22 protein-coding genes and 1 pseudogene are annotated in these 20,106 nt (G+C 59.1%); 17 read left to right on the top strand and 6 right to left on the bottom strand.

Translation table 11 applies throughout. From position 1 onward, the window contains the following. The 9 genes from LUQ43_RS10500 to LUQ43_RS10540 all read left to right on the top strand — a co-directional run. Positions 1 to 512 (top strand): cation transporter (locus LUQ43_RS10500; protein WP_299967277.1); only part of this gene is annotated, 512 nt, incomplete at its 5' end. Positions 513 to 723: 211 nt separating this feature from the next. Then, on the top strand, positions 724 to 1,050 hold the full coding sequence (locus LUQ43_RS10505) for a PadR family transcriptional regulator (RefSeq protein WP_299967279.1): 327 nt from the start codon (positions 724 to 726) through the stop codon (positions 1,048 to 1,050). Continuing rightward, the gene (locus tag LUQ43_RS10510; protein WP_299967281.1) at positions 1,037 to 1,630 is read left to right on the top strand and encodes a DUF1700 domain-containing protein; all 594 of its coding nucleotides are present in this window, start codon (positions 1,037 to 1,039) and stop codon (positions 1,628 to 1,630) included. Before LUQ43_RS10505 ends, LUQ43_RS10510 begins: the two co-directional genes overlap by 14 nt. Then, entirely contained in the window at positions 1,627 to 2,475 is an 849-nt protein-coding gene (locus LUQ43_RS10515; protein WP_299967284.1) for a toast rack family protein, read from the top strand. Before LUQ43_RS10510 ends, LUQ43_RS10515 begins: the two co-directional genes overlap by 4 nt. Beyond that, positions 2,472 to 3,773 (top strand): S-layer protein, encoded by a 1,302-nt coding sequence (locus tag LUQ43_RS10520; protein ID WP_299967286.1) that lies wholly within the window; start codon positions 2,472 to 2,474, stop codon positions 3,771 to 3,773. Before LUQ43_RS10515 ends, LUQ43_RS10520 begins: the two co-directional genes overlap by 4 nt. Continuing rightward, positions 3,755 to 4,969, top strand: a complete 1,215-nt coding sequence (locus LUQ43_RS10525; RefSeq protein WP_299967289.1) for an FtsX-like permease family protein — start codon at positions 3,755 to 3,757, stop codon at positions 4,967 to 4,969. The genes LUQ43_RS10520 and LUQ43_RS10525 overlap by 19 nt, the downstream gene beginning before the upstream one ends. Positions 4,970 to 4,971: 2 nt before the next feature. Then, a complete protein-coding gene (locus LUQ43_RS10530; protein WP_299967292.1) occupies positions 4,972 to 5,667 on the top strand; it encodes an ABC transporter ATP-binding protein in 696 nt (231 codons plus the stop codon). Positions 5,668 to 5,739: 72 nt separating this feature from the next. Further along, positions 5,740 to 6,411, top strand: coding sequence for a SprT family zinc-dependent metalloprotease (locus tag LUQ43_RS10535; RefSeq protein WP_299967295.1), 672 nt, complete (start codon positions 5,740 to 5,742; stop codon positions 6,409 to 6,411). Between the two features lie 52 nt (positions 6,412 to 6,463). Beyond that, positions 6,464 to 7,000 carry an N-acetyltransferase gene (locus tag LUQ43_RS10540; RefSeq protein ID WP_299967298.1) on the top strand — a complete coding sequence of 179 codons (537 nt, stop codon included), beginning with the start codon at positions 6,464 to 6,466 and terminating at the stop codon, positions 6,998 to 7,000. 3 nt (positions 7,001 to 7,003) lie between these two features. Here LUQ43_RS10540 and LUQ43_RS10545 read toward each other — a convergent pair whose 3' ends face one another. Next, a complete protein-coding gene (locus LUQ43_RS10545) occupies positions 7,004 to 7,783 on the bottom strand; it encodes a SagB/ThcOx family dehydrogenase (RefSeq protein WP_299967301.1) in 780 nt (259 codons plus the stop codon). A gap of 106 nt (positions 7,784 to 7,889) precedes the next feature. Here LUQ43_RS10545 and LUQ43_RS10550 point away from each other — a divergent pair, with 106 nt between their 5' ends. From LUQ43_RS10550 to LUQ43_RS10565, 4 genes are all read left to right on the top strand, one after another. Further along, positions 7,890 to 9,134 (top strand): DNA methyltransferase, encoded by a 1,245-nt coding sequence (locus LUQ43_RS10550; RefSeq protein ID WP_299967304.1) that lies wholly within the window; start codon positions 7,890 to 7,892, stop codon positions 9,132 to 9,134. A gap of 88 nt (positions 9,135 to 9,222) precedes the next feature. Continuing rightward, entirely contained in the window at positions 9,223 to 10,347 is a 1,125-nt protein-coding gene (locus LUQ43_RS10555; RefSeq protein ID WP_299967307.1) for a hypothetical protein, read from the top strand. Continuing rightward, positions 10,344 to 10,808 carry a hypothetical protein gene (locus LUQ43_RS10560; protein ID WP_299967310.1) on the top strand — a complete coding sequence of 155 codons (465 nt, stop codon included), beginning with the start codon at positions 10,344 to 10,346 and terminating at the stop codon, positions 10,806 to 10,808. The genes LUQ43_RS10555 and LUQ43_RS10560 overlap by 4 nt, the downstream gene beginning before the upstream one ends. Positions 10,809 to 10,915: 107 nt before the next feature. Beyond that, entirely contained in the window at positions 10,916 to 12,583 is a 1,668-nt protein-coding gene (locus LUQ43_RS10565; protein ID WP_299967313.1) for an AarF/ABC1/UbiB kinase family protein, read from the top strand. Between the two features lie 666 nt (positions 12,584 to 13,249). On the opposite strand, the gene LUQ43_RS10570 is transcribed toward LUQ43_RS10565, so the two are convergent. The 4 genes and pseudogenes from LUQ43_RS10570 to cofG all read right to left on the bottom strand — a co-directional run bounded on the left by LUQ43_RS10570 (position 13,250) and on the right by cofG (position 16,090). Beyond that, the gene (locus tag LUQ43_RS10570) at positions 13,250 to 13,771 is read right to left on the bottom strand and encodes a DNA-deoxyinosine glycosylase (RefSeq protein ID WP_299967316.1); all 522 of its coding nucleotides are present in this window, start codon (positions 13,769 to 13,771) and stop codon (positions 13,250 to 13,252) included. A gap of 9 nt (positions 13,772 to 13,780) precedes the next feature. Then, the gene (locus tag LUQ43_RS10575) at positions 13,781 to 14,065 is read right to left on the bottom strand and encodes a ferredoxin-thioredoxin reductase catalytic domain-containing protein (RefSeq protein ID WP_299967319.1); all 285 of its coding nucleotides are present in this window, start codon (positions 14,063 to 14,065) and stop codon (positions 13,781 to 13,783) included. Between the two features lie 337 nt (positions 14,066 to 14,402). Next, positions 14,403 to 15,104 (bottom strand): annotated as a pseudogene (gene purC / locus LUQ43_RS10580) (phosphoribosylaminoimidazolesuccinocarboxamide synthase); the annotation flags it as partial. Beyond that, positions 15,101 to 16,090: a 7,8-didemethyl-8-hydroxy-5-deazariboflavin synthase CofG gene (gene cofG / locus LUQ43_RS10585; protein ID WP_299967409.1), complete on the bottom strand. Its 990-nt coding sequence runs from the start codon at positions 16,088 to 16,090 to the stop codon at positions 15,101 to 15,103. The gene cofG and the pseudogene purC, both read right to left, overlap by 4 nt. A 162-nt stretch (positions 16,091 to 16,252) precedes the next feature. Between cofG and LUQ43_RS10590 the strand changes: the two genes are divergently transcribed. From LUQ43_RS10590 to LUQ43_RS10600, 3 genes are all read left to right on the top strand, one after another. Then, positions 16,253 to 17,008 carry a HAMP domain-containing sensor histidine kinase gene (locus LUQ43_RS10590; protein WP_299967322.1) on the top strand — a complete coding sequence of 252 codons (756 nt, stop codon included), beginning with the start codon at positions 16,253 to 16,255 and terminating at the stop codon, positions 17,006 to 17,008. Between the two features lie 148 nt (positions 17,009 to 17,156). Then, a complete protein-coding gene (locus LUQ43_RS10595; RefSeq protein ID WP_299967324.1) occupies positions 17,157 to 18,194 on the top strand; it encodes a hypothetical protein in 1,038 nt (345 codons plus the stop codon). Positions 18,195 to 18,285: 91 nt separating this feature from the next. Next, complete coding sequence (locus tag LUQ43_RS10600; protein ID WP_299967327.1) at positions 18,286 to 18,843, top strand: phosphatidate cytidylyltransferase; 558 nt, start codon at positions 18,286 to 18,288, stop codon at positions 18,841 to 18,843. A 17-nt stretch (positions 18,844 to 18,860) separates the two neighbouring features. Here the strand turns inward: LUQ43_RS10600 and LUQ43_RS10605 are convergent, their stop codons facing one another. After that, a complete protein-coding gene (locus LUQ43_RS10605; protein ID WP_299967330.1) occupies positions 18,861 to 19,394 on the bottom strand; it encodes a GyrI-like domain-containing protein in 534 nt (177 codons plus the stop codon). Positions 19,395 to 19,457: 63 nt separating this feature from the next. Between LUQ43_RS10605 and cofC the strand changes: the two genes are divergently transcribed. Then, the gene (gene cofC, locus LUQ43_RS10610) at positions 19,458 to 20,084 is read left to right on the top strand and encodes a 2-phospho-L-lactate guanylyltransferase (RefSeq protein ID WP_299967333.1); all 627 of its coding nucleotides are present in this window, start codon (positions 19,458 to 19,460) and stop codon (positions 20,082 to 20,084) included. The last annotated feature ends 22 nt before the right edge of the window (positions 20,085 to 20,106 follow it).

A 20,106-nucleotide genomic window follows, 5' to 3' on the forward strand; every position in this document is an offset into this window, starting at 1 on the left:
CAAGCATTGCCGATTACCACCACTGGCATACCTACCAGAACCGTTCAAAAGAGGATCCTTCGCCGATCATGGAGTCGCAGTGGCGCCTGCGGAGGGCCAAGACCTTCTCCAATCTCCTCCTCCTCTTTGCGCTGTCGCTCTCGGTTCTCTGCATCCAGTACGACTGGGCGCATTATATCGACCCCATCGTCTCGTTCATCATCATCGGCTTCCTCCTGTTTGCCGGGTACCGCGAGTTCTCCTCCTCCCTTCCGGACCTCTTTGACAAGACCCTTGACGAGGAACTCCAGATCGTCATCCTCCATGAACTCGCCTCCTCGTTCGACAAGTACAATGAGTTCAACGGCGTCCGCTCGCGCCGGTCCGGGAGCAGGATCTACATCGAGATCTTCCTCGGGTTTGACCCGGAACAGAAGATGGGGGATGTCCAGGATTTTGCCGGCTCCCTGAAACACTCCTTAGAGGCCAAGATTGCGGGCAGCGTGGTCTCTGTTGTTTTGAGCCAAGGTTGAAATGATCTATCGGTCATCCGACCCGGACGAGTCCATGCGATTGAATTATATACATGGCATTCTCAACAATAGTAAGTACCTTGCATAGCAAGATACTGTGTTAAACACTTGACACGTGCAGGCCCGGGCATGCTACCCTCTGCACTCTCCCCCGGTGCCGCGACATCCGCGGTGCCGGGGACCGGGCATGCCACGGGGCCAGGGAGATCCCATGAATATCCAGTTCAAAAAAGGCGTACTCGAGATCTGCGTTCTCTCCGTTCTGGCACACAAGGACTGCTATGGCTACGAACTGGTGGGCGAGATCTCTAAGAGGATCGATATCTCCGAAGGTACGATCTACCCGCTCCTGCGGCGCCTCAAGGACGAGGGTTACGTCACGACCTACCTGCAGGAATCGGTGGAAGGCCCGCCCCGGAAATATTACCGTCTCACGGAAAGCGGAAGGACTGAAGAACATGACCAGAAAGAAGAATGGATGCGGTTTGCGTCATCGGTGAACGCGCTCCTGGAAGGTACAACCGATGCTGCAGACTGAACAGGAATATATCCGGATCTTAAGGAGCCGGCTTGAGGGCACCCTCCCCCACGACGAACTCGACGACATCCTCTCCGATTACACCGAGCACTTCCGGATCGGCAAAGCGAACGGGCGGTCGGAAGAAGAACTGTTTTGCTCGCTCGGGTCACCCGAGGATGTGGCACGCGAGATCCGGGCCACCCACTTCGTGAAGAAGGCAGAGGATACCAGGAGCTGCAGGAACATCTTCCACGCGGTGCTGGCAACCCTCGGTCTCGGTCTCTTCAACCTGGTCTTTGTACTCATACCGTTCATCCTGCTCGTGGTCCTGCTGTTCGTCGTATTCATACTCGGGATCGTGTTCACGGTCCTCGGGCCTGTGGCGTTCATCTACTCGGTCCTGCAGATCGCAGGCATCCCGGCATTCGCGATCTGGCTGTCACCGGCTGCGGGAGTGTTCTTCTCCATCGGCATCACCTCGTTCGGCCTCCTGCTCGTGCTCGGCGATTACTACCTGGCGAAGTTCTTCTACCGCATCGGCATCCGGTACCTCAAGTGGAATATCGGCGTCATCAGCGGAACGGAGTGTGTCACATGAGTACCGATAAACAAAAACCGGCCTCGTCCTCCTGCATCGCCTGCGGCCTCCGGTTCAGGGGCATCAGCGCGACCCGGATCATCCTCTGGCTGGGCGCGATCACCCTCGTATCGTTCGCCATCGGGTTTTGCATCCTGGCGCTCTCCGGGAATTTTCCCCCCACGCCCGGGCATGATCTCACTCCCTTCCGACAGGGTTCCACGCTCGTTCCCAATACCACGACAGTCCCGCTGGACGGGGCCACGGTCGGGGACGTGCAACTCACCCTCGGTGCGGGCGATCTCACCCTGCAGGGAAGTGCGCCCGATGACGCACTGATGGAGGCCACGATCTTCTCCCAGGCCGCCGAATGGCAGCCGGAACTGGTCCAGACCACGAACGCATCCCGGAAATTCGTTACCCTGATCGAGAAGGGACACAAGGGAAAGGAGTGGTTTGCGGTTGACTCTCCCAACCGCTGGGATATCGACCTGAACAACAAGATCCCCCTCCGGCTCGATGTGACGGTCGGTGCCGGTGACACCCTGGTCAGCCTCGGATCGCTCAACCTCGAGTCCCTGGCCGTCCATACCGGCGCGGGCGATACCACGGTTGACCTGGGCGGGTACCATGGCGGCCGGTTCGATGCCGTCATCAAGAACGGCGTCGGCGACCTGACCCTGCGCATCCCAAAGGACAGCAACACGCGTATCCAGGTGCATAACGGCATCGGCGATATCAGCGACGACCACGGGCTGGTACAGCATGACGACACCTATATGACCGACGGGTTCAACACGTCGCTTGCGGTCAACGAGATCACCCTGAACCAGGGCGTTGGTTCTATATCTCTGGAGACTGTATGAACGTGTACAGAGACAACCGGAATGAAACCATGAGAATCATCAGCACCATCGTAGCATTAGGTATCCTGTTCGGGCTCACGGTCCTGCTGGTACCTACGGCCCTTGCAGCCGATGCACCGACCGTAACGATCACCAATTACACCGTATCCCCGTCGGTACTTATGCCCGACAGCCTTGGGACGGTAACGATCATGGTCAAGAACACCGCATCGAGCGCTTCCGTGAGCGAGAAGTCCGGGAAACTGGCAGTGGACGACTATTCCGTGGTCAAGACAACGGATATCAATGTCAACATCGAGAATGTCCATCTCGAAGGAAACGGTATTTCAGTCCTGACAAAAAATTATGACCAGGTCGGGGACATCGGCCCGGGCCAGGCCCTCATGTTCACCTTCACGATCCAGAGCCCGTCAAAGAGCGGGATCTATTACCCCGAGATCTGGATTGATACCAAGGGCGGAACGAGCGTGAAATACCCGTTCCCGGTCAATGTCAACACCGCAGTCGGGATCCAGAAAGAGTCCATCCTGATCATGAACAGCTCGCTGACCGGCAGCGTGAACCCGGGCGACGAGATCCCGGTGACCCTGACGATCACCAATGCCGGCCAGCTCCTGGCCGATGACGTGACCCTGACCGTGACCAATGTCAGCGGGAAGCTGGCGCCAAAGACTTCCGATCTCTACCATGTCGGCCTGATCAACCCGGGCGAGCAGAAGACCGTCAGCCTTTTCCTCCTTTCCGATAAAGAGGCGGACGCCGGCCTGGTCCGGGTGCCGGTCACGATCGGCTACAATTCCATTGACGGGACTCCCCTCTCGCAGGCAACCGGTATCGACGTGATCCTGAAGGGCAAAGCCGAACTGGGTTTTGTCTCGGTGGACACCAACCCGGCACGGCTCGCGGAAGGCACCCCGTTCGACCTCACGATTCGGATCGAGAATACCGGCACGGGCGAAGCAAAGCAGGTCTCGGGAACCGTGGACATGCCCGCGGAGGGGAAGAAGGAGGCGTTCATCGGGAAGATCAAGCCCGGCAACGATGCACCGGCCATCTTCCTGCTCGAGGGAATGAAAGGGGGCAATTACCCGTACAACCTGACGATCAGCTACACGGACGATATGGGCGTTCACACGATGACCCGGCAGATGAACCTCCGTGTCTCCCCTGCCGACAATTCCGGCAACCTGATCCTCGTGCTCATCATCCTTGGCATCCTCGGGTTCCTTGCCTACCGGTACTGGTACCTGCCGAAAAAGAACGGCGACGGTAAATTCCCATGGGAAAGAAAGAACTAAAGGTCGCCTTCCTGCTTGCCCTCCGGTCGCTCCAGCGGGGAAGCAGGTCGAGCGTGATCCTGACCGTGCTTATCGTCGGGATGTGTTTCACGAACATGATCTTCCTCCCGGGCCTCTTCAACGGGATCGGGCAGAGTATCACCAAACAGGTCGTGGACTACGAGATCGGCAACGTACTCGTCAGCCCCAAGTCGGGCGACCAGTACGTCTCGGATCTTGGCGCAACGCTCGACCTCATCAACGGCATGCCCGGGGTGGAACGGGCTACGCCGCATTTCTCCAGGGGGGCGACTCTCAAGTACCGGCAGCGCGTGCTCGGCGCAACGGTGCGGGCGATCAGGCCCAATGACGAGAAACTCGTCTCCCCCCTGTATACCAAGATGATCGCCGGCAGTTATCTGGGCGACGGGGATACCGGGGAAGTGATCATCGGGAAGCCGGTGGCAGGAGATTCCTCGGTCAAGGAGGAGGACGAGTTCCAGTCCTCTCTCGGCGGTGTGCGGGTAGGGGATTCGATCACGATCGATTATGGCAACGGGTACGTCAAGGACTACCGGGTAAAAGGGATATATTATACCGGCTGGAGCCAGGCGGACAGCGCGGTCTATGTCACTTCGGCAGACATGGCGCTGGTGGATCCAAAAGCGGTGGATAATGCGGATTACATCACCGTCAAGGCGAAACCCGGCTATTCCGAGAAGTTCATCAAGGACGAGCTCCAGCAGTACGGCGTTTCTGAGAAAGTGCAGACGACGAGCGATCTTCTCTCCAAGGTCATGGGCCGGGCGCTCCAGAGCTTTGCGATCATCAACATGGTATCGATGATCGTGAGTATCATCATCACGACGGTCGTGCTCTTCATCGTCATTACGATCAAGACCCTCAGCAGCCGGCGCCAGATCGGGATCCTCAAGGCAATCGGCGTGGACAAGGAAGTGATCATGCATAACTACGGGTTCCAGGTGATCATCATGGCGGTCCTGGGGATCATCCTCGGACTCGTGATCACCCTGCTCATGGCAGCGTACCTGTCAGCCCACCCCGTTGTCACGCCAGAATGGTCGGCGACCCTGTATCTTACCCCGATGGATCTGTTCCTGAACTCCCTGATCCTCTTTGCCGCGTCCATTGTCGCGGGATATGTCCCTGCCTACCAGGTATCGCGCGAAGATATCCAGAGCGCCATGAGGGCCTGAGCATGATCGGGATCCAGGACCTCACGAAAATCTACCGGATGGGGAGTGTCGAAGTCCGGGCGCTGGATGGCGTGACGCTGGACATCGCCAAGGGAGAATTCATCGGGATCATGGGGGCGAGCGGGAGCGGCAAGACCACGCTCCTCCATATGCTGGGCCTGCTGGACCTGCCCACTTCCGGCAGGATTGTGATCGACGGCACGGATATCGCGAAACTCACCGATTACGAAAAGACGATGTTCCGGCTCTACAAGCTCGGGTACGTCTTCCAGGATTATGCGCTGGTCCCCGACCTGACCGTGATGGAGAATGTCTCCCTGCCGGCAATGCTCCGGAAGGACCGGAGCGAGGAGCAGATAACATCAGACAGTGCCTTAATCCTGCAGAAGACCGGCCTCTTCGACCGGCGGGATCACCTCCCCCGCGAACTCTCCGGGGGCCAACAGCAGCGGGTCTCGATTGCCCGGGCCATCGTGAACAAGCCGGATATCCTCTTTGCCGATGAGCCGTGTGCCAACCTTGATTCGGAGAATTCGCGGATGGTGCTGGACCTCTTCCGGGAGATCAACGAGGAGATGCACCAGACCATCGTCATGGTCTCCCACGAGGACTGGCACAAGGACTATTTCAACCGCATTGTCCGGCTCCGTGACGGCAAAGTTGTGAGCGACGATATCATCGAACGGAAGGCCTCCTGAAGCCGGTGTCGTATCCCGTACCTTTTTTCCCGCAGCCGCCAACCGTACAGGAATATCCGGGTGTTACGGTACATGGACGAGATCCGCATTGATTCAGTAGTCCGCTCCCGAAGGAGGACGATCGCGCTGGTCATCACGCCCGAAGCCCGGCTGATCGTGCGGGCGCCCCTCCGGGCCCCGGTCGCGCTGATTGACGAGGCCGTCCGGGAGAAAGCAGGATGGATCCGGAAGAAGATGGCCGAGATGCATGCCCGGCCGCAGGCCGTCTGCCATGCTTACGAAGAGGGCGAGATCTTCTGGTTCCTCGGGCGCTCCTACCCGCTGCACATTGCCGATGATGGCCGGGGGATCATCGAACGCACCGACCGGCTCGTTGTCTCGCAGAACGCCAGGCCCGATATCCCGACAGCGATACACCGCTGGTACATCGATGAGGCAAGGAAGGAGATCAATGCCCGGTGCATGTACTTTTCCATGATGACCGGCTATTCCCCAAAATCGATCTCTCTCTCAGGTGCACGCCGGCGCTGGGGATCCTGCTCGACCCGTGGCACGATCAACTTCAGCTGGCGGCTCATCCAGGCTCCCCTGGAGATCGTGGATTACGTCATCGTCCACGAGTTTGTCCACCTCCGGCAGCACGATCACTCGAACCTCTTCTGGGCAAAAGTGAAGGAACTGATGCCGGACTACGAGCGCCGGCGGAAGTGGCTGCGCGAGAACGAGCGGCTGATGAGGATATGATCTCCTGATCAGGAGACGATCCCTTATCTGTCTGCCCGTCCAACAGGTAGAGATGGATTCCTTTTTTATCCGGCCTGAAGAGCCTGAAGATGCCCCCGCAATATTCGAGGTTCATCGCCAGGCATTTGCTCAGGACCGGGAATCACGGCTCGTGGATGCCCTGCGGGACGAAGGCGATATCAACCCCGATCTCTCCCTTGTGGCCGTTCACGATGGCAGGATCATCGGGCATATTTTGTTCTGCCCGATAACCATCGTCTCCGGTACGGTGGAGACCCCCGCGCTTGCGCTTGCAACGCTCAGTGTCCACCAGGATTACCAGGGCATGGGGACCGGCAAGGCCCTCACCGAAGCAGGGCTCAGCGAGTGCCGGCGTCTCGGCAACCGCATCGTGATCGTGATCGGCCACCCCGGGTATTACCCCCGGTTCGGTTTCACCATTGCCAGAGAGTCTCATATCCTGGCACCGTTCCCGTGTGCGGACGATGTCTTCATGGCGCTGCCCTTAAAACCCGGCGCGCTCGATGGCATCGGCGGGACCGTCCGGTACCCGCCCGCATTCGACGCGGTCGGTGCCCATATTGCGTGACCCCTAATTCGGCCGGTCATCCAGTTCACTTTTTTTCCCCACGGTTGCGAGATAGATCAGGAACTGGTCGTTTCCGTTAATACCCAGAATTTCGTTCATGGCGTCGTCATCGAATGCCGCGATTGCACAGACCCCGCACTCCACGGCCTCGGCTGCAAGGTACAGGTTCTGGCAGACGTGGCCGCAATCGAGATGGAGGTCGCGGTAACCCCGCTCGCCGTACCGCCAGGTCATCCGGTACGGGACCGCCGTCCAGAGGAAGGTCACGCCGCTCCGGAGGATGAACTGCTGGTCGAAACAGGCGCTCGTGACCCGGTGCGCAACGGTTGGATCGGTATCGATCTGCTGGAGCCGGTGCGTGAGCGCGAGATAGCGGTACAGGCCCGGCTCCAGCGTCTCCACATCGTTGACGAGCAGGAACGTCTCGAACGCGTGGCGGGCGCCGGCCGAGGGGACCGTGCGGAACGTGGCCTGTATCCCGGACCGCGTCTTCACCCCCTGCGTGCACCAGAGGAGGAAAGAGAGTTCATCCGGCGCCAGGGGTTCGTGCACGTAATTCCGGATGCTCTGCCGCGATTCAATCGCTTCCCGGAGATCGAGAGTTGGTATATCCACTGTGGCCGGCGGCGGGAGATCGATTATCGGTCTCTCCGGATCCACCGGCAGTTCAAGCGGCGGCTGGGGCAGGCCCTTCTGCTGGTCGCTCTTCCCGAGATACCGGTATTTTGTCCGCTCCATGAACTCCCGGCCGGTACCGGGCCCGGTCTCGTTGCTGGACTTCATTGCAGTGCCTCGTACAGACCCTATAGTCCACCCGGTATGTCAGCATATCGGTGCAGGCACGTACCGCACAGCATAATACCCTTGTTCCCCAAGCTGTTGTTACGCCATGGCGACCGGATCCACCCTTTCTGCTGCCGATGACCTGCCGGGTTACCTGCACCAGTATACCTCCCTGTCGGGCCAGCCCGTGCAGGAAGATCAGGTCACTATCGGGAGATCTGAGGTCAGGAAATTCACCGGTGAGTTCTGGACCTCCCGGCAGCGGCAGGGCGGATCGATCCACGAGGTCTCGTACCGGGCGTGCTTCAAGCCGCAGCTGCCCCGGTTCTTCATCAGCCTCCTGACAAAGAAAGGGGACACGGTCTATGATCCCTTCAGCGGGAGGGGAACAACCGTCATCGAGGCCGGCCTGCTCGGGCGCAGCGTGATCGCAAACGACGCCAACCCCCTCTCACGGATCATGACCGAGCCCCGGTTCTTCCCCCCGGATAGTGCCGCGGTGGAAAAACGGCTTGCCACCATCCCCCGTGAAGGCGGGGCAGCGGGTCTCGACCTCTCGATGTTTTACCATCCTGAAACCGAGCAGGAGATCGTGGCCGTGCGGGAGTACCTGCTCGCCCGCAGGGAGGCCCACCGGGACGACATGATCGATCGCTGGATTGCCATGGTTGCAACCAATCGCCTGACCGGCCACTCGAAAGGGTTCTTCTCGGTGTACACGCTCCCGCCCAACCAGGCGGTCTCGCAGCAGAGCCAGCGGAAGATCAACGAGAAGCGCAGCCAGGTACCGGAGTACCGGGATACCCGGAGGATCATCCTGGACAAGACAAAGAGCCTGCTCCGGACCCTTACCGATGAGGAGAACCGGAACCTTGCACGTGCCGGGAAGAATGCCAGACTCCTGTCGGAAGATGCGCAGGCAACCGCGGAGATCCCGGACGAGTTCGTGCAGCTGACCGTCACCTCGCCGCCGTTCCTTGACATCGTGCAATACCGGGAAGACAACTGGCTCCGCTGCTGGTTCAACGGCCTTGATGAGAAAGCGATTGGCAGACGGATCACGATGGCGCGGACCGTGAACGACTGGTCTTCTGTCATGGGCCGGGTCTTTTATGAGCTCTATCGCATCACGAAACCGGGCGGCTATGTTGCATTCGAAGTCGGGGAGGTGCGCAAGCGGACGATCCGGCTCGAGGAGCACGTGGTCCCGCTGGGAACGGACGCAGGGTTCTCGTGCAATTCCCTCCTGATCAACCAGCAGGTCTTCACCAAGACCTCCAATATCTGGGGTGTTGACAACAATGCCTGCGGCACCAACACCAACCGGATCGTGGTCTTCCGGAAGCCCTGATCGGGGTCTCAAAGGGTATCTGCGGCCAGAATACGGAACCAAACCGGCAAATCTTTTGATACCTGGAGTACAATACCTTCTGTTAACAATGCAGGCATTACCAACGGTTTTTTTTAGAAACTTCGCTTGCGGGTCCGTTATCCGCGAGGGGAAATTACCCGCGGGATCCCGCCCCTTTCTCATCTTTGCCTGCCTCGTGGCGGTGGCTGCCCTGCTCGTTCTTCCCGTTGCCGCTGCGGATACGACACCTGCCCTGCACACGGTCGGGATCCGGCAGGCACACCTTGCATGGACCGCACTGGACAAAGATGTCGAGATGAACGCTGCTGTCACGTACTGCGGCACGCTCTACGGTTCGGACACAACCACCATGAGCCGGCTGCTCGCGGAGTTCCGGGCTGAAGAGGCACGTATCCCGTCTGCTGCCACGGGAAAGGAGCTCGATATGCTGATCGCCGAGATGCGCACAACAACCGGGCAGTTCCGAAGCGAGACCTGGACGGTCATGACAAAAGGGCAGGGAAAATGGGATGACCTGGAAGCCCAGATCGCGAAGGCCAGGGACAATAACCCGTACATCCAGGAAAAAAAGGATACTTACTGGGCAGTGCGGAAGGCCAGCCAGCTGGCGGATTTTGACGCATGGGTGGACAACGGGCAGCAGATCCTCGACACGCTCAAGGCGGGAGGCTATGACACTACCTCCGCACAGCGGGCGCTCGATGTCTTCTCGTCAAAACGTCCCGAGGTCGAGGCTGCGCTCACCGCCAGATCGGAGCTGGCAGTCCAGTCCGCAGGCCAGCAGATCCTGCCGCTGTCGCAGGAGTTCAACACGAAACTCGCGCTTGTGCAGAACCAGGTGCCGGATAGTATACGGCTGCAATTCTTCATTGACCAGGCTGACCGGGCCGTGGGACTGGCTGACGGGATCAATACCGAACTTGTCCCGATCATGCTCGATATCGGCGATGCCGAACCGGTCCTTTCGAAGACCAAGACCGATCTCACCACTGCCCGGAAGGTGCTCGCTACCGGGAACCTTGAATCCACGAAAGTCCCGCTGAGACTGGTGAAGAAGGACCTGGTGGATCTTGCAGAGGCCTATCGCAACATCAGGGTCTCGGTGAGCCTGCCTGCCGCTCTCTCCACGGAACTGGAGACCATGGTGATCCGGCTGGAGAATACTGCCGACACGATGGGGGCTGCCTTATGAGATCAGTACCTGTGGCATTTGCCGTGTTTGCTGTGATCCTGCTCGTCATCTCGCCGTTTGCGGCAGGCTGCCTGAGCATCCCGTCACCGGATGCCAAGCCCAAGACGAGTGTAGTCACTGCTGCGGCAACATCCGCGGTATCGCATACGGAGAAAGTGACCCCGGCACCAACCCCGGGAAAAACCTCCCCGACGCTGGCTGTAACCACAACAACCGCTCCTGCTGTCACGGCGGTGCAGACCGGGGAAGGGAAGTACGATGCCGGGACCTGTTCTGCCCAGGGAGGGATCGTGGTTGCACCTGGCCAGCAGTGCAAGGGTACGTATCTTGCTGCCACCGACACGTTCAGCTGCTGTCCGGTCAAGCCGGTTGCCGTGGGGAGCGCAAACGCGTCCATTACGGTCGCAGCGTTCAACATCTCCGTCAACCTTGACGACAGTCCCGGCAGCATCCTGCCGTAACATCCGGTCTCCGGACGGGATTCTCTTTTACCGGGCGATCCGGTCAGCCGCCCTGCGCATACCGATAAAAAGCACGCATTAAGTATCTCGACAACCAAGTGGTACGCATGGTCACCCGTATCGTGCGGTATGCTCAGATCGTGGATATCCTGAGCAAGTATGGTCTTAGCATCGGGCTTGAGAGGCTCTTCCCGGGGCGTGCAAAGTTCAGACTCCCCAGCTCCGGAAAACCGTCCGAAGGCTCCACCATCTACGAACGGATACGGCTCGCCCTTGAGGAACTCGGGCCCACCTTTGTGAAGTTCGGGCAGATCATGAGCACGAGGACGGAACTGCTCCCCCCGGAGATGATCGAGCAGCTCAAGAAACTGCAGGACCATGCCCGGCCGATCCCCTTCTCGCAGGTCATGGAGATTATCGAGGAGAACTGCCCCAACTGGGAGGATTACTTCAGCGAGATCGAGGAGACGCCGGTTGCATCCGCATCGATCGGCCAGGTGCACCGCGCCTACCTCAAGGATGGTACGAAAGTCGCCCTGAAGATCCAGCGCCCGGGTATCCCGGAGATCATTGAGCTGGATATCGGTATCCTCCAGTCCATGGCGGAACGGATCGAGACCGTCCTGCCCGAGACCCGGCTCTACAACCCGTCCGGGATGGTTGAGGATTTCGCCCACCAGATCTTAAAAGAACTCGACTTCACGCGGGACGCCCGGAATGCTGATCGGATGTCCCGGAATTTCCAGAACAGCCCGAACGTCAGGTTCCCGAAGATCTACTGGGAGTGCACAACCCCCCATTTCCTGGTGATGGAGTTCATCGAAGGGGTCAGGATCGATGACCGTGATGCGATCACGGAAATGGGTATTGACCCGCACCAGATCGGGGTCACCGGATTCCACGCGTACCTGAAGATGATCTTCGAGGACGGGTTCTTCCACGGGGACCCGCACCCGGGCAACCTGCTTGTGACCAAAGCAGGAGAGGTCGTCTTCCTCGACTTTGGTATCGTGGGTATCCTGCGGCCGGAAAAGCGCCAGAATTTCATCAACCTGCTCTTTGCGCTCTCCACAGACAATATTGAACTGATGATCCGGTCGCTCGAGGGCTTCGGCATCGTGATCCAGGAAGAGGACCGCGAGCCGCTCCGCGATGATCTCTACATCATGATGCACGACTTCTCGGGTGGCGACGCGGAAGGTGTGGCCCAGCTCAATTTCGGGCTGGTGGTGAGCGAACTGACCGAAGCGATGCGGCGCTACCGGCTCAAGGTGCCGATGAGCCTGATGCTGCTCCTGAAAGTCTTCGTGATGGTGCTGGACATCGGCGTGCGGCTCGACCCGAAGTTCAACTTCGGGAAGGAAGTTACGCCCTACCTCACCAAGCTTGCCGATACCAACACGTTCTCCGCGGGCTACGTGAAGCGGGCGTCCATGGCGCTCCTGGAAGGGGCTGATGCCCTGCTCGACATGCCCCGCAACCTGAACCTGATGCTGCGCCGGCTCTCGACCGGGACCTTCAAGCTGGAGATCGTGGACACGGATATCCAGAAAGTGACGATGGCGCTTGACAAGGCGAGCGACAAGATGATGATGGGTATCGTTGTCGCATCGCTCGTGATCGGGTCATCGCTCGTTCTCCAGGTCTCGTCGGTCACGCTGCCGACCCAGATCTCGTGGCTTGCGATTGCGGGTTATACTGCGGCAGTGCTCTGCGGGTTCTATGCAATCTATCACGTGATCTTCCTGAGGTTCCGGATGGACCGGCAGAGCTGATCGTTTTTATACCAGGTTTTTCTTTTTTGTATAGCGGACAATCATTGATGATTTTGATAAAAAAAACAGTTCATGAAATTGTCCTATGGGATTTTTTTTTAAACGTGAATAGTGATACAAAATTTATCCGGGCATTACTGTTTTGCAGGATGGGGCAGGTGCTTGCTGATAAGGGAAGTGCGGTGTCCGGGCCGGTGACGGTGTGAGGGAAAAAGAGAGCTCAAGAATCGGAGAGGCTCATCGGGACCTCCACGATGAGAAGTGAGGCGTAACAGTCCTTCGGTTTCTGATGACCAGTCGCACGTCGGAGCACCCCTTCATTTTGGGGATACGCCAATCCGGGCCTCCTGCGGGCTCCGTTGTACCACTTTTCCGGAACCAGAGGGAATAATTCCGGAAAACGGGGGAATAACTCACTTGGCGTCATCAGTTCTGACGCCTGAACGCCAGAGGTCATATTTAGCCACATTCTGTGGGCGGAATGGTGGGTAAAACGGGTTTTGGTTCATGGCAGGGGGTCCGGATCGGACCGGCAGGGCGCTGTGGTCGTTTCCGGGGGTGATCGGGTTTTACGTCGGAGAATCCGCTGGAATCCAGCGTTTTGTCTCATCTCGTTCCCCGGAGGTTCTGCCCGCCCGGATCTTCGCTTTCATGAGGCCGGGCTGTTCAGGTCTTCAGGTATCCGGTGATGATCTGCCACGCCCGGACTTTCTCCTCAAACCCCATCGCAGCAAACGCCGGACTCGTGGAGGGAAGCGTAACAGAAGCGAGGCCCGGCACTTCCGCGAGCCGGTGGTAGAGCCGGCCCGCGGTCTGCCCGTTCAGCGCCACGAGCCGGAGGGTCGGGTGTGCCCGGAAATATCCGGCAATATCATTGGCGACCGGGTTTTTGATCCGGCTGTCGGCGCTGCCCGGCCGGTCGCAGGCCCGGACAACATCCCAGAGTGCAACCCCCTGCTGCGTGAGCCGGGTGATCCGGTCCGGGTACGGGAGACCGGCCGGGACCGCGAAGAGTTCGTCCATGATCGCCCAGAACCGGTTCTTCGGGTTACCATAATACTCCTGACGCTCAAGCGAGAGGACGCTGGGAAAACTTCCGAGAATGAGAACCCGGGGATCAGAGCCGGCACGTGCAAAAAGACCGGAGCCGGTTGAACGTTCCGGTATATGTGGCGAAGAACCGGACATAAAAAAAGATTATTGTGGGTCTTTGAAATAGAGGCGACAGTGGCAGAATCCCTGGTTGGCCACCTCTTCCTTGTGATAGACGCAGGGGCACTCGATGGCCCGGTCTTTCTCCTCGTCCCCGCTCCGGAGCCGGCAGGGGCAGTACGGGTGCCCGAACTTTGTCTTGTTCCGCACAAGGCCGCGGATCACGGTACCAAGCTGCTTCTCGTCCGCGTTGAGCGACCAGCCCTGCTTGTGGGCATACCCTTTCGCCCACTTGAGCATATCCGCTTCGTCTGTTTCAGTATCGTTCATGGTATCAGATCCGGCTCTCTTGTCAGGATCATGTATACACCCGGCACATTAGCCTTTGCGATCAGGGAACCGGGGTATCGCATGCTCACCGCTTCTTTGCGGCCTTCTTCGCAACCGGTTTCTTCGGCGCAGTTTTCTTTGCTGCAGACTTTGCCGGTGTTTTTACCGTTGCAGGGGCACGCGTTGATGCGGGAACCCCTTTACCTTTTGCCGGTTTTGTGGCAGCCTTCTTTGGAGCCGGCCGGGCAGCGATTTTCTCAGGTGCTGCCTTGACATTTACCGGCTTGGTTGCTGCTTTCTTTGCGGGAGAACTCTTTGCAGCGGGGGATTTTGTCTTCTTCGTGATCCGCTGTGCAACGCGGTTGTACGTTGCCATCACGTCGCCCTTGTTGAAGCGGTACACGTCCTTGTCGAGCGACTCTTTTGTCACCTTGTCCCAGAGGCGCATCGAGTCCATGCTGATCTCGTCGCCGAGGTAGATCGCCATGCCCGCACGCCCGAACTCGATCTTGAAGTCCACAAGCGTGATGCCCTGCGCTGCCAGCATCTTCACGAGAAGCGCGTTGATCTTCAGGGCCGCCGTCTTGATCTCTGCGAGCTCTTTTGCGGTCGTGAGCTTCAGTGCAACGATCAGGTCGTCATTGAGCATCGGGTCGTGCCGTGAATCGTCCTTGTAATCGATCACGATGACCGGCGGGTCGAGTTTTATCCCTTCCTTGAAGGGATAGTTCCGCACGATCGATCCTGCCGCGAGGTTCCGCACGATCACTTCGAGCTTGATCATCTCGAGTTCGCGCACCACCATCCGGTGCGGGTCGAGCATCTTTACGAAGTGGGTCTTCACACCGTTCCTGGCGAGGTACTCAAAGATGAAGGCCGAGACTTCCGCATTGTAACTGCCCTTGTTCCTGAGGGTGTCCTTCTTCCCGCCGTCAAACGCGGTGATGTCATCGCGGAACTCGACGATCAACTGTCCTTTTGTGTCCGTGCGGTACACGGACTTTGCCTTGCCGGTATAGAGGAGGCTCTTCTGCTTCAAAGTCCACTGCTCCTTGCCTTTACTGTTTGTGCGAGCCGGTTTATCAGGGGTTGCATGCCGGGGTCAAACCAGCCGCGCTCAATGTACTTCGGGTAGATACAGAGCCGTTCTACGAGTTTCGCGTCACCAGCGATCGTTTTGAGTTCCTCCAGCGCCGGCCACGGGTGCTCGGGGTTCACGTAATCGATGGTGAGGGGCGAGACGCCGCCCAGGTCATCGACCCCGCACGCGATCAACGTACTCGCATCGATCAGGTTCGGCGGGATCTGGATGGCGATATCCGGCTGGAGAATCTCCCTGGCCATATGGATCGTGGCCGCGATCTCCGCTGTTTTCGGGACCGGGCTCTGCGCGAGCGGGGTTCCGGGTTTCGGGCAGAAGTTCTGGATGATGATCTCCTGGATGTGGCCGTAGCGCTTGTGGAGCTCGCGGATCGCGTAGAGCGAGTTCTCGCGGTCGTTCATGGTCTCGCCAATCCCGAGGAGCAGGCCGGTGGTGAACGGGATCTTCAGCTTCCCTGCGTCTGCCATCATCGCGAGCCGGACATCCGGTGATTTCCCGATCGATGTCGCATGGGCCGGGATCTCTGCGGTGGTCTCCAGCATCAGCCCCATGCTCGCGTTCACGGGGCGCAGCCGTTCCATCTCCTCGTACGTCATGATACCGGCGTTCGTGTGGGGAAGGATCCCGCACGCGATCGCCTTCCTGCACATCGCCTCACAGTAATCCAGGATCGTGGCATAGCCGAGCGGGGCGAGCATGGCAGAAAACCCCGGCTCCTCCTCCGGCCTTTCGCCGAACGTGAAGAGCGCTTCGGTGCACCCGAGCGCTGCGCCGTTCTCCAGGGTCTTTTCCACCTCGGCCTGCGCCATGACGCAACCCTCCTGTACGGGTGTACGGAAACAGCAGTACCCGCACCGGTTCCGGCATACGGTCGTGAGCGGGAGGAAGACGTTCCGTGAGAAGGTGATGGTGCGGTGCTGCATGTACATGGAGTTCATCCTGCAAGGACTAAAAAGCTGGGGATTCTGTCACGCACCCGCGATTGCGGGCGGTGTAAATGATACTCATAAATAATCCCGCCGGCATATACCTCAACTGAGTATCGGGTCGTGAATTATTTCACGGCATATCCGGGGTTGTTGTCGTTGGGAGATCAGGAAGGCGGGAATGCCGGGGAGAACCGGGAGGAGGTTTTCCTGTCACCGGAAGAGGAGATCGCGAGCCTGAAAGCACGCATTTTGTTCCTTGAGAAGAAACTCAATCTCGTTGGCAGCGTGACCCGCCACGATGTCCTCAACCAGCTGACTGCCGTTGTGGGTTACAACGAACTGCTCGGGATGGTTATCCAGGACGAGACGCAGAAATCGTACCTCGAACGGGTGCAGAAGGCAACGGATAAGATCCGGCGCCAGTTCCGGTTTGCCAAGGATTACCAGAATATCGCGGCAGAACCCCCCCGATGGCAGGAAGTGGGAGGTGCCGTGCATGCTGCCCGGGAAGCCCTGGATTCGCCGGCAGTGAAGATCACGGACTGTACCGGCAGGGCAAAGGTCCTTGCCGACCCCCTTCTCGAACGGGCCTTTTTCCATATCTTCGAGAATACCCTGCGCCATGGAGGCAGGGCAACCGGGATCCGTATCACCCTGCACGAGGAGGGGGATCATGCCCTGCTGGTTATCGAGGATGACGGTACCGGGATCCCGGCAAGCGACAAGGAGAAGATCTTTGAGCGGGGGTTTGGCAAAGGGATCGGGTGGGGCCTGTTCCTGGCCCGGGAGATCCTCGCGATCACGGGTATCACGATTGCCGAGACCGGTGAACCGGGTAAAGGTGCCCGGTTCGTACTCACACTGCCGGCCGGGACGTTTCGGGAGAATGGAAAAGAGTCCCCGGTGCTGTAAAAAAGTTCAACTGTTTCCGGACCCTGCAAGGCCGGATCACATTTTTGGTGCAGACACCGGGCGGGTGCTGCGAACGATACCTTCCGGCAGGACCGACGCAAATCCGAAGCCTTTTGATAAATGTAGTAAAATATTATTTTGAATTTCTATGCGAACCGGACCAAAGGTTTCCCTGCGGGAAGCGGTAATTATCATCGTCATCGCCCTTGTTATTGCGGCCGGATGCTCTGGCCCGGTGACCGGCCAGGCAACCCCCGCACCCGGGGCATCGCAACAGCCCTCCCCCGTATCCCCAACGCCGTCTCCCGTACCCACCATGGAGCCCATGCGTCCGCACTATCTCCCGTCCCATTACAATTCCCTGTATCTGATGCAGAGAAACCTTCCGGGCAACATGACGCTCGCGCTTCCCACGTACCTGCCGGATGGCTTCTTCTTCTATTCCGGTACATCGGCGCTGCGGACCGGGGATAAAAGTCCTGAGAGCCCGGGATACTGCATCTTCACCTACCAGCGTGGCCAGGAGGAATGGGTCACGATCCAGGAACAGCCCCGGGGTCCGGCAACCTGCCCGGACAAACCCGTGTTTGAGCCGGCAGAAGCGGGCTCACTCCTGGCAAATAAAGGAGCCACGGGGGAACTGAACTGGGGGAGCGATACATGGTGCCTCAACCTCTCCGGCACGCTGCCCCGAAAAGAACTGGAGACGATTGCATCTTCGGTGGAACCAATACCGTATCGCGAGGGGGTCATGCCGCCGTACGAGTACCAGCCCCCGGCACACCCGCTGGTCCGGACATTTGACGTGAACCGGAGCGCAACAGCAAACGGCCTGACCATCACTATCAGGTCACTCGCATGCGGACCGGAAGCATGCATGGTGAAGATTCTCCTTGGCGAAGATCTGAAATCACCGGTCACCCTGGCACCCGTTGTCACGCTGCCCCCCGCCAACCCGGACCTACAGGCGGAGTGGCGGGTGGACGGGGGCCGGCCCCTCCTGACCATGCCCGGCGGGGGATTCATGTTCAATACCACGCACGTGACCTGGAAGATCGAACCGTTGCCGGAGGATTCGCACGAGCTCGCGCTGAACGTTTCCCGGATGCGGGGCGTCTCCGGCCCGTGGGTGATCACGGTCCCGCTCGATACCGGTACGGGCACCAGCCAGCCGGGTTCCTCCTGATCGTTGTCGGATAATTGCTGAAGAGCCTGAGGCAGGCCGCATTCACACCGGACCAGTGGGTTTTAGTCTCCTGCGGAAGTACATTTCTCCCATGAAGGAACTCGTCCGCCAGCTGGTGCACCTCATCTTCGGCCTTGCTGTTGCGGGGATGGTCCTTGTGGCTGGCCAGCCGGTCGCGATCGCGATCCTTGCCGGGGGTCTCTTCATCGGGATCGTGATGGTTGATCTCATCCTCCGCGGACGCCGGGTCCCCCTCTTCTCGCCGCTTGTCGATGCCTTTGACCGGGGGGATCGCCTGCCCGGCCGGGGAGCGCTCTATTTTGCGGTCAGTGCGCTGGCCTGTGTGATCCTCTTCCCCGTCACGATTGCCGTGCCGGCACTCGTCACCCTTGCGGTACTCGACAGCGTGACCACGATCGTGGGGGTGCGGTTCGGCCGGCACCGGATCCACAATGGCAAATCATGGGAGGGAACGCTTGCCGGCATCATCGTAACCGTTCTTGTCCTGCTCCCGTTCCTTACGGTCCCGGGCGCTGTTGTCGTTGCCATCGTGGCCGGGGTGATCGAGCTCATCTCCCCCGTTGATGACAACCTCGTCATCCCGGTTGCCGTCTGCGTGGTACTGGCGCTCGTGCCGGGGCTTTTATAAAAAAAGATGAGCGGCGATCAGGCCGTCTTCTCCATGTAATCCTTTGGCTCGACGGCCACGCACACTTCCACTTCCTTGTTCAGCGGGCGGGTGAACCGTTTGTCGTACAGTTCGAAATCGTACGTGTACGTCCGAGGGAGATCCGATGACCAGACATTTGCCCAGACTCCGAGGATCTCGGCAGGCATCATGCCCCTTGCCCGGAACACGGCATAGGTCTGTTCCGGGATCGTCCATGCCTCCATGCCCTCCGGGACGTTATCCGCCCGCGTCACGCCGCAGCCCAGCAGGTACGTGTACGGGCCGGTCCAGTCCTTCTCGTACTGCGAGTATACTGCGTACATGACCGGGGGAATGGACCGGTGTGCGATCCGCGCCGGCGCATTCTTCATCAGGAATTCCTGCCAGCAGGCAGGAATCGTCTCCGCTGCCACCGCGTTTGACGTGCGGCGGGTGATCCCCACGACCGTCCGGGCAGGCAGCTTCTTTATGGTATAGTTCAGGCCCTCCATTGCGAGAAGATAGATCTGCCGGCATGATAAATCCTGCATCTTTGACCGCCATGAATCCATATCAGCACCTTTTTTTTATCGCCCTGCCTAGGAACTATTGACATGTGTCCGCACGCCATGATCCCCTACAAGCCGAAGAACCCGAAGACCCGGCTCTCCGCTATCCTCTCGCAGGAGGAACGCGAACAGTTCGCATTCGCCATGCTCGAGGATGTTGTCAGCGCGGCTCGGGATGCGATGTGCAGCCCGGTGGTTGTCGGGACCGAACTGTTCGATTCGGATCTTGTCCAGATCACGGTCAAGGATGCGGACCTGAACCAGGCCCTGAACGAGATCCTCCCCACGGTCGAGCAGAACATCCTGATCCTCATGGCCGATCTCCCGCTTGCTGACGGGGCCTCGATCCGGCGGGTCACTGCCACCCAGGACGACGTGGCAATCGTTCCCGGGCGGGGCGGCGGTACCAACGTGATCTTCATGAAGGACCCGAAGAAGTTCCACGTTGACTATTACGGCACGAGTTTCTCGAAGCATGTGGCGATTGCGAAGGAAGCCGGGCTCTCGGTCGAGGTGATCGACTCGTTCCGGCTCCATACCGACATGGATGAGGAGGACGACCTTGTGGAGCTGCTCATCCACGGGACCGGCAGGAGCCGGGCATACCTGGAAGGGCTCGGTTTTTCCCTTGAGAGCGAGAAAGGCCGGGTCCGCGTGGCCCGGAAACGATAGGATTATCGGGTTGCTTTGCGAG

Source organism: Methanoregula sp., assembly GCF_028679125.1.
Lineage (GTDB): Archaea > Halobacteriota > Methanomicrobia > Methanomicrobiales > Methanospirillaceae > Methanoregula.

Coding starts and splice junctions, on each gene's coding strand:
- LUQ43_RS10530 (WP_299967292.1), top strand. CDS start 4,972: ATGATCGGGATCCAGGACCTCACGAAAATCTACCGGATGGGGAGTGTC.
- LUQ43_RS10525 (WP_299967289.1), top strand. CDS start 3,755: ATGGGAAAGAAAGAACTAAAGGTCGCCTTCCTGCTTGCCCTCCGGTCG.
- LUQ43_RS10550 (WP_299967304.1), top strand. CDS start 7,890: ATGGCGACCGGATCCACCCTTTCTGCTGCCGATGACCTGCCGGGTTAC.
- LUQ43_RS10545 (WP_299967301.1), bottom strand. CDS start 7,783: ATGAAGTCCAGCAACGAGACCGGGCCCGGTACCGGCCGGGAGTTCATG.
- LUQ43_RS10565 (WP_299967313.1), top strand. CDS start 10,916: ATGGTCACCCGTATCGTGCGGTATGCTCAGATCGTGGATATCCTGAGC.
- LUQ43_RS10595 (WP_299967324.1), top strand. CDS start 17,157: ATGCGAACCGGACCAAAGGTTTCCCTGCGGGAAGCGGTAATTATCATC.
- LUQ43_RS10570 (WP_299967316.1), bottom strand. CDS start 13,771: ATGTCCGGTTCTTCGCCACATATACCGGAACGTTCAACCGGCTCCGGT.
- LUQ43_RS10575 (WP_299967319.1), bottom strand. CDS start 14,065: ATGAACGATACTGAAACAGACGAAGCGGATATGCTCAAGTGGGCGAAA.
- LUQ43_RS10535 (WP_299967295.1), top strand. CDS start 5,740: ATGGACGAGATCCGCATTGATTCAGTAGTCCGCTCCCGAAGGAGGACG.
- cofG (WP_299967409.1), bottom strand. CDS start 16,090: ATGCAGCACCGCACCATCACCTTCTCACGGAACGTCTTCCTCCCGCTC.
- LUQ43_RS10515 (WP_299967284.1), top strand. CDS start 1,627: ATGAGTACCGATAAACAAAAACCGGCCTCGTCCTCCTGCATCGCCTGC.
- LUQ43_RS10560 (WP_299967310.1), top strand. CDS start 10,344: ATGAGATCAGTACCTGTGGCATTTGCCGTGTTTGCTGTGATCCTGCTC.
- LUQ43_RS10510 (WP_299967281.1), top strand. CDS start 1,037: ATGCTGCAGACTGAACAGGAATATATCCGGATCTTAAGGAGCCGGCTT.
- LUQ43_RS10520 (WP_299967286.1), top strand. CDS start 2,472: ATGAACGTGTACAGAGACAACCGGAATGAAACCATGAGAATCATCAGC.
- LUQ43_RS10505 (WP_299967279.1), top strand. CDS start 724: ATGAATATCCAGTTCAAAAAAGGCGTACTCGAGATCTGCGTTCTCTCC.
- LUQ43_RS10555 (WP_299967307.1), top strand. CDS start 9,223: ATGCAGGCATTACCAACGGTTTTTTTTAGAAACTTCGCTTGCGGGTCC.
- LUQ43_RS10605 (WP_299967330.1), bottom strand. CDS start 19,394: ATGCAGGATTTATCATGCCGGCAGATCTATCTTCTCGCAATGGAGGGC.
- cofC (WP_299967333.1), top strand. CDS start 19,458: ATGTGTCCGCACGCCATGATCCCCTACAAGCCGAAGAACCCGAAGACC.
- LUQ43_RS10600 (WP_299967327.1), top strand. CDS start 18,286: ATGAAGGAACTCGTCCGCCAGCTGGTGCACCTCATCTTCGGCCTTGCT.
- LUQ43_RS10540 (WP_299967298.1), top strand. CDS start 6,464: ATGGATTCCTTTTTTATCCGGCCTGAAGAGCCTGAAGATGCCCCCGCA.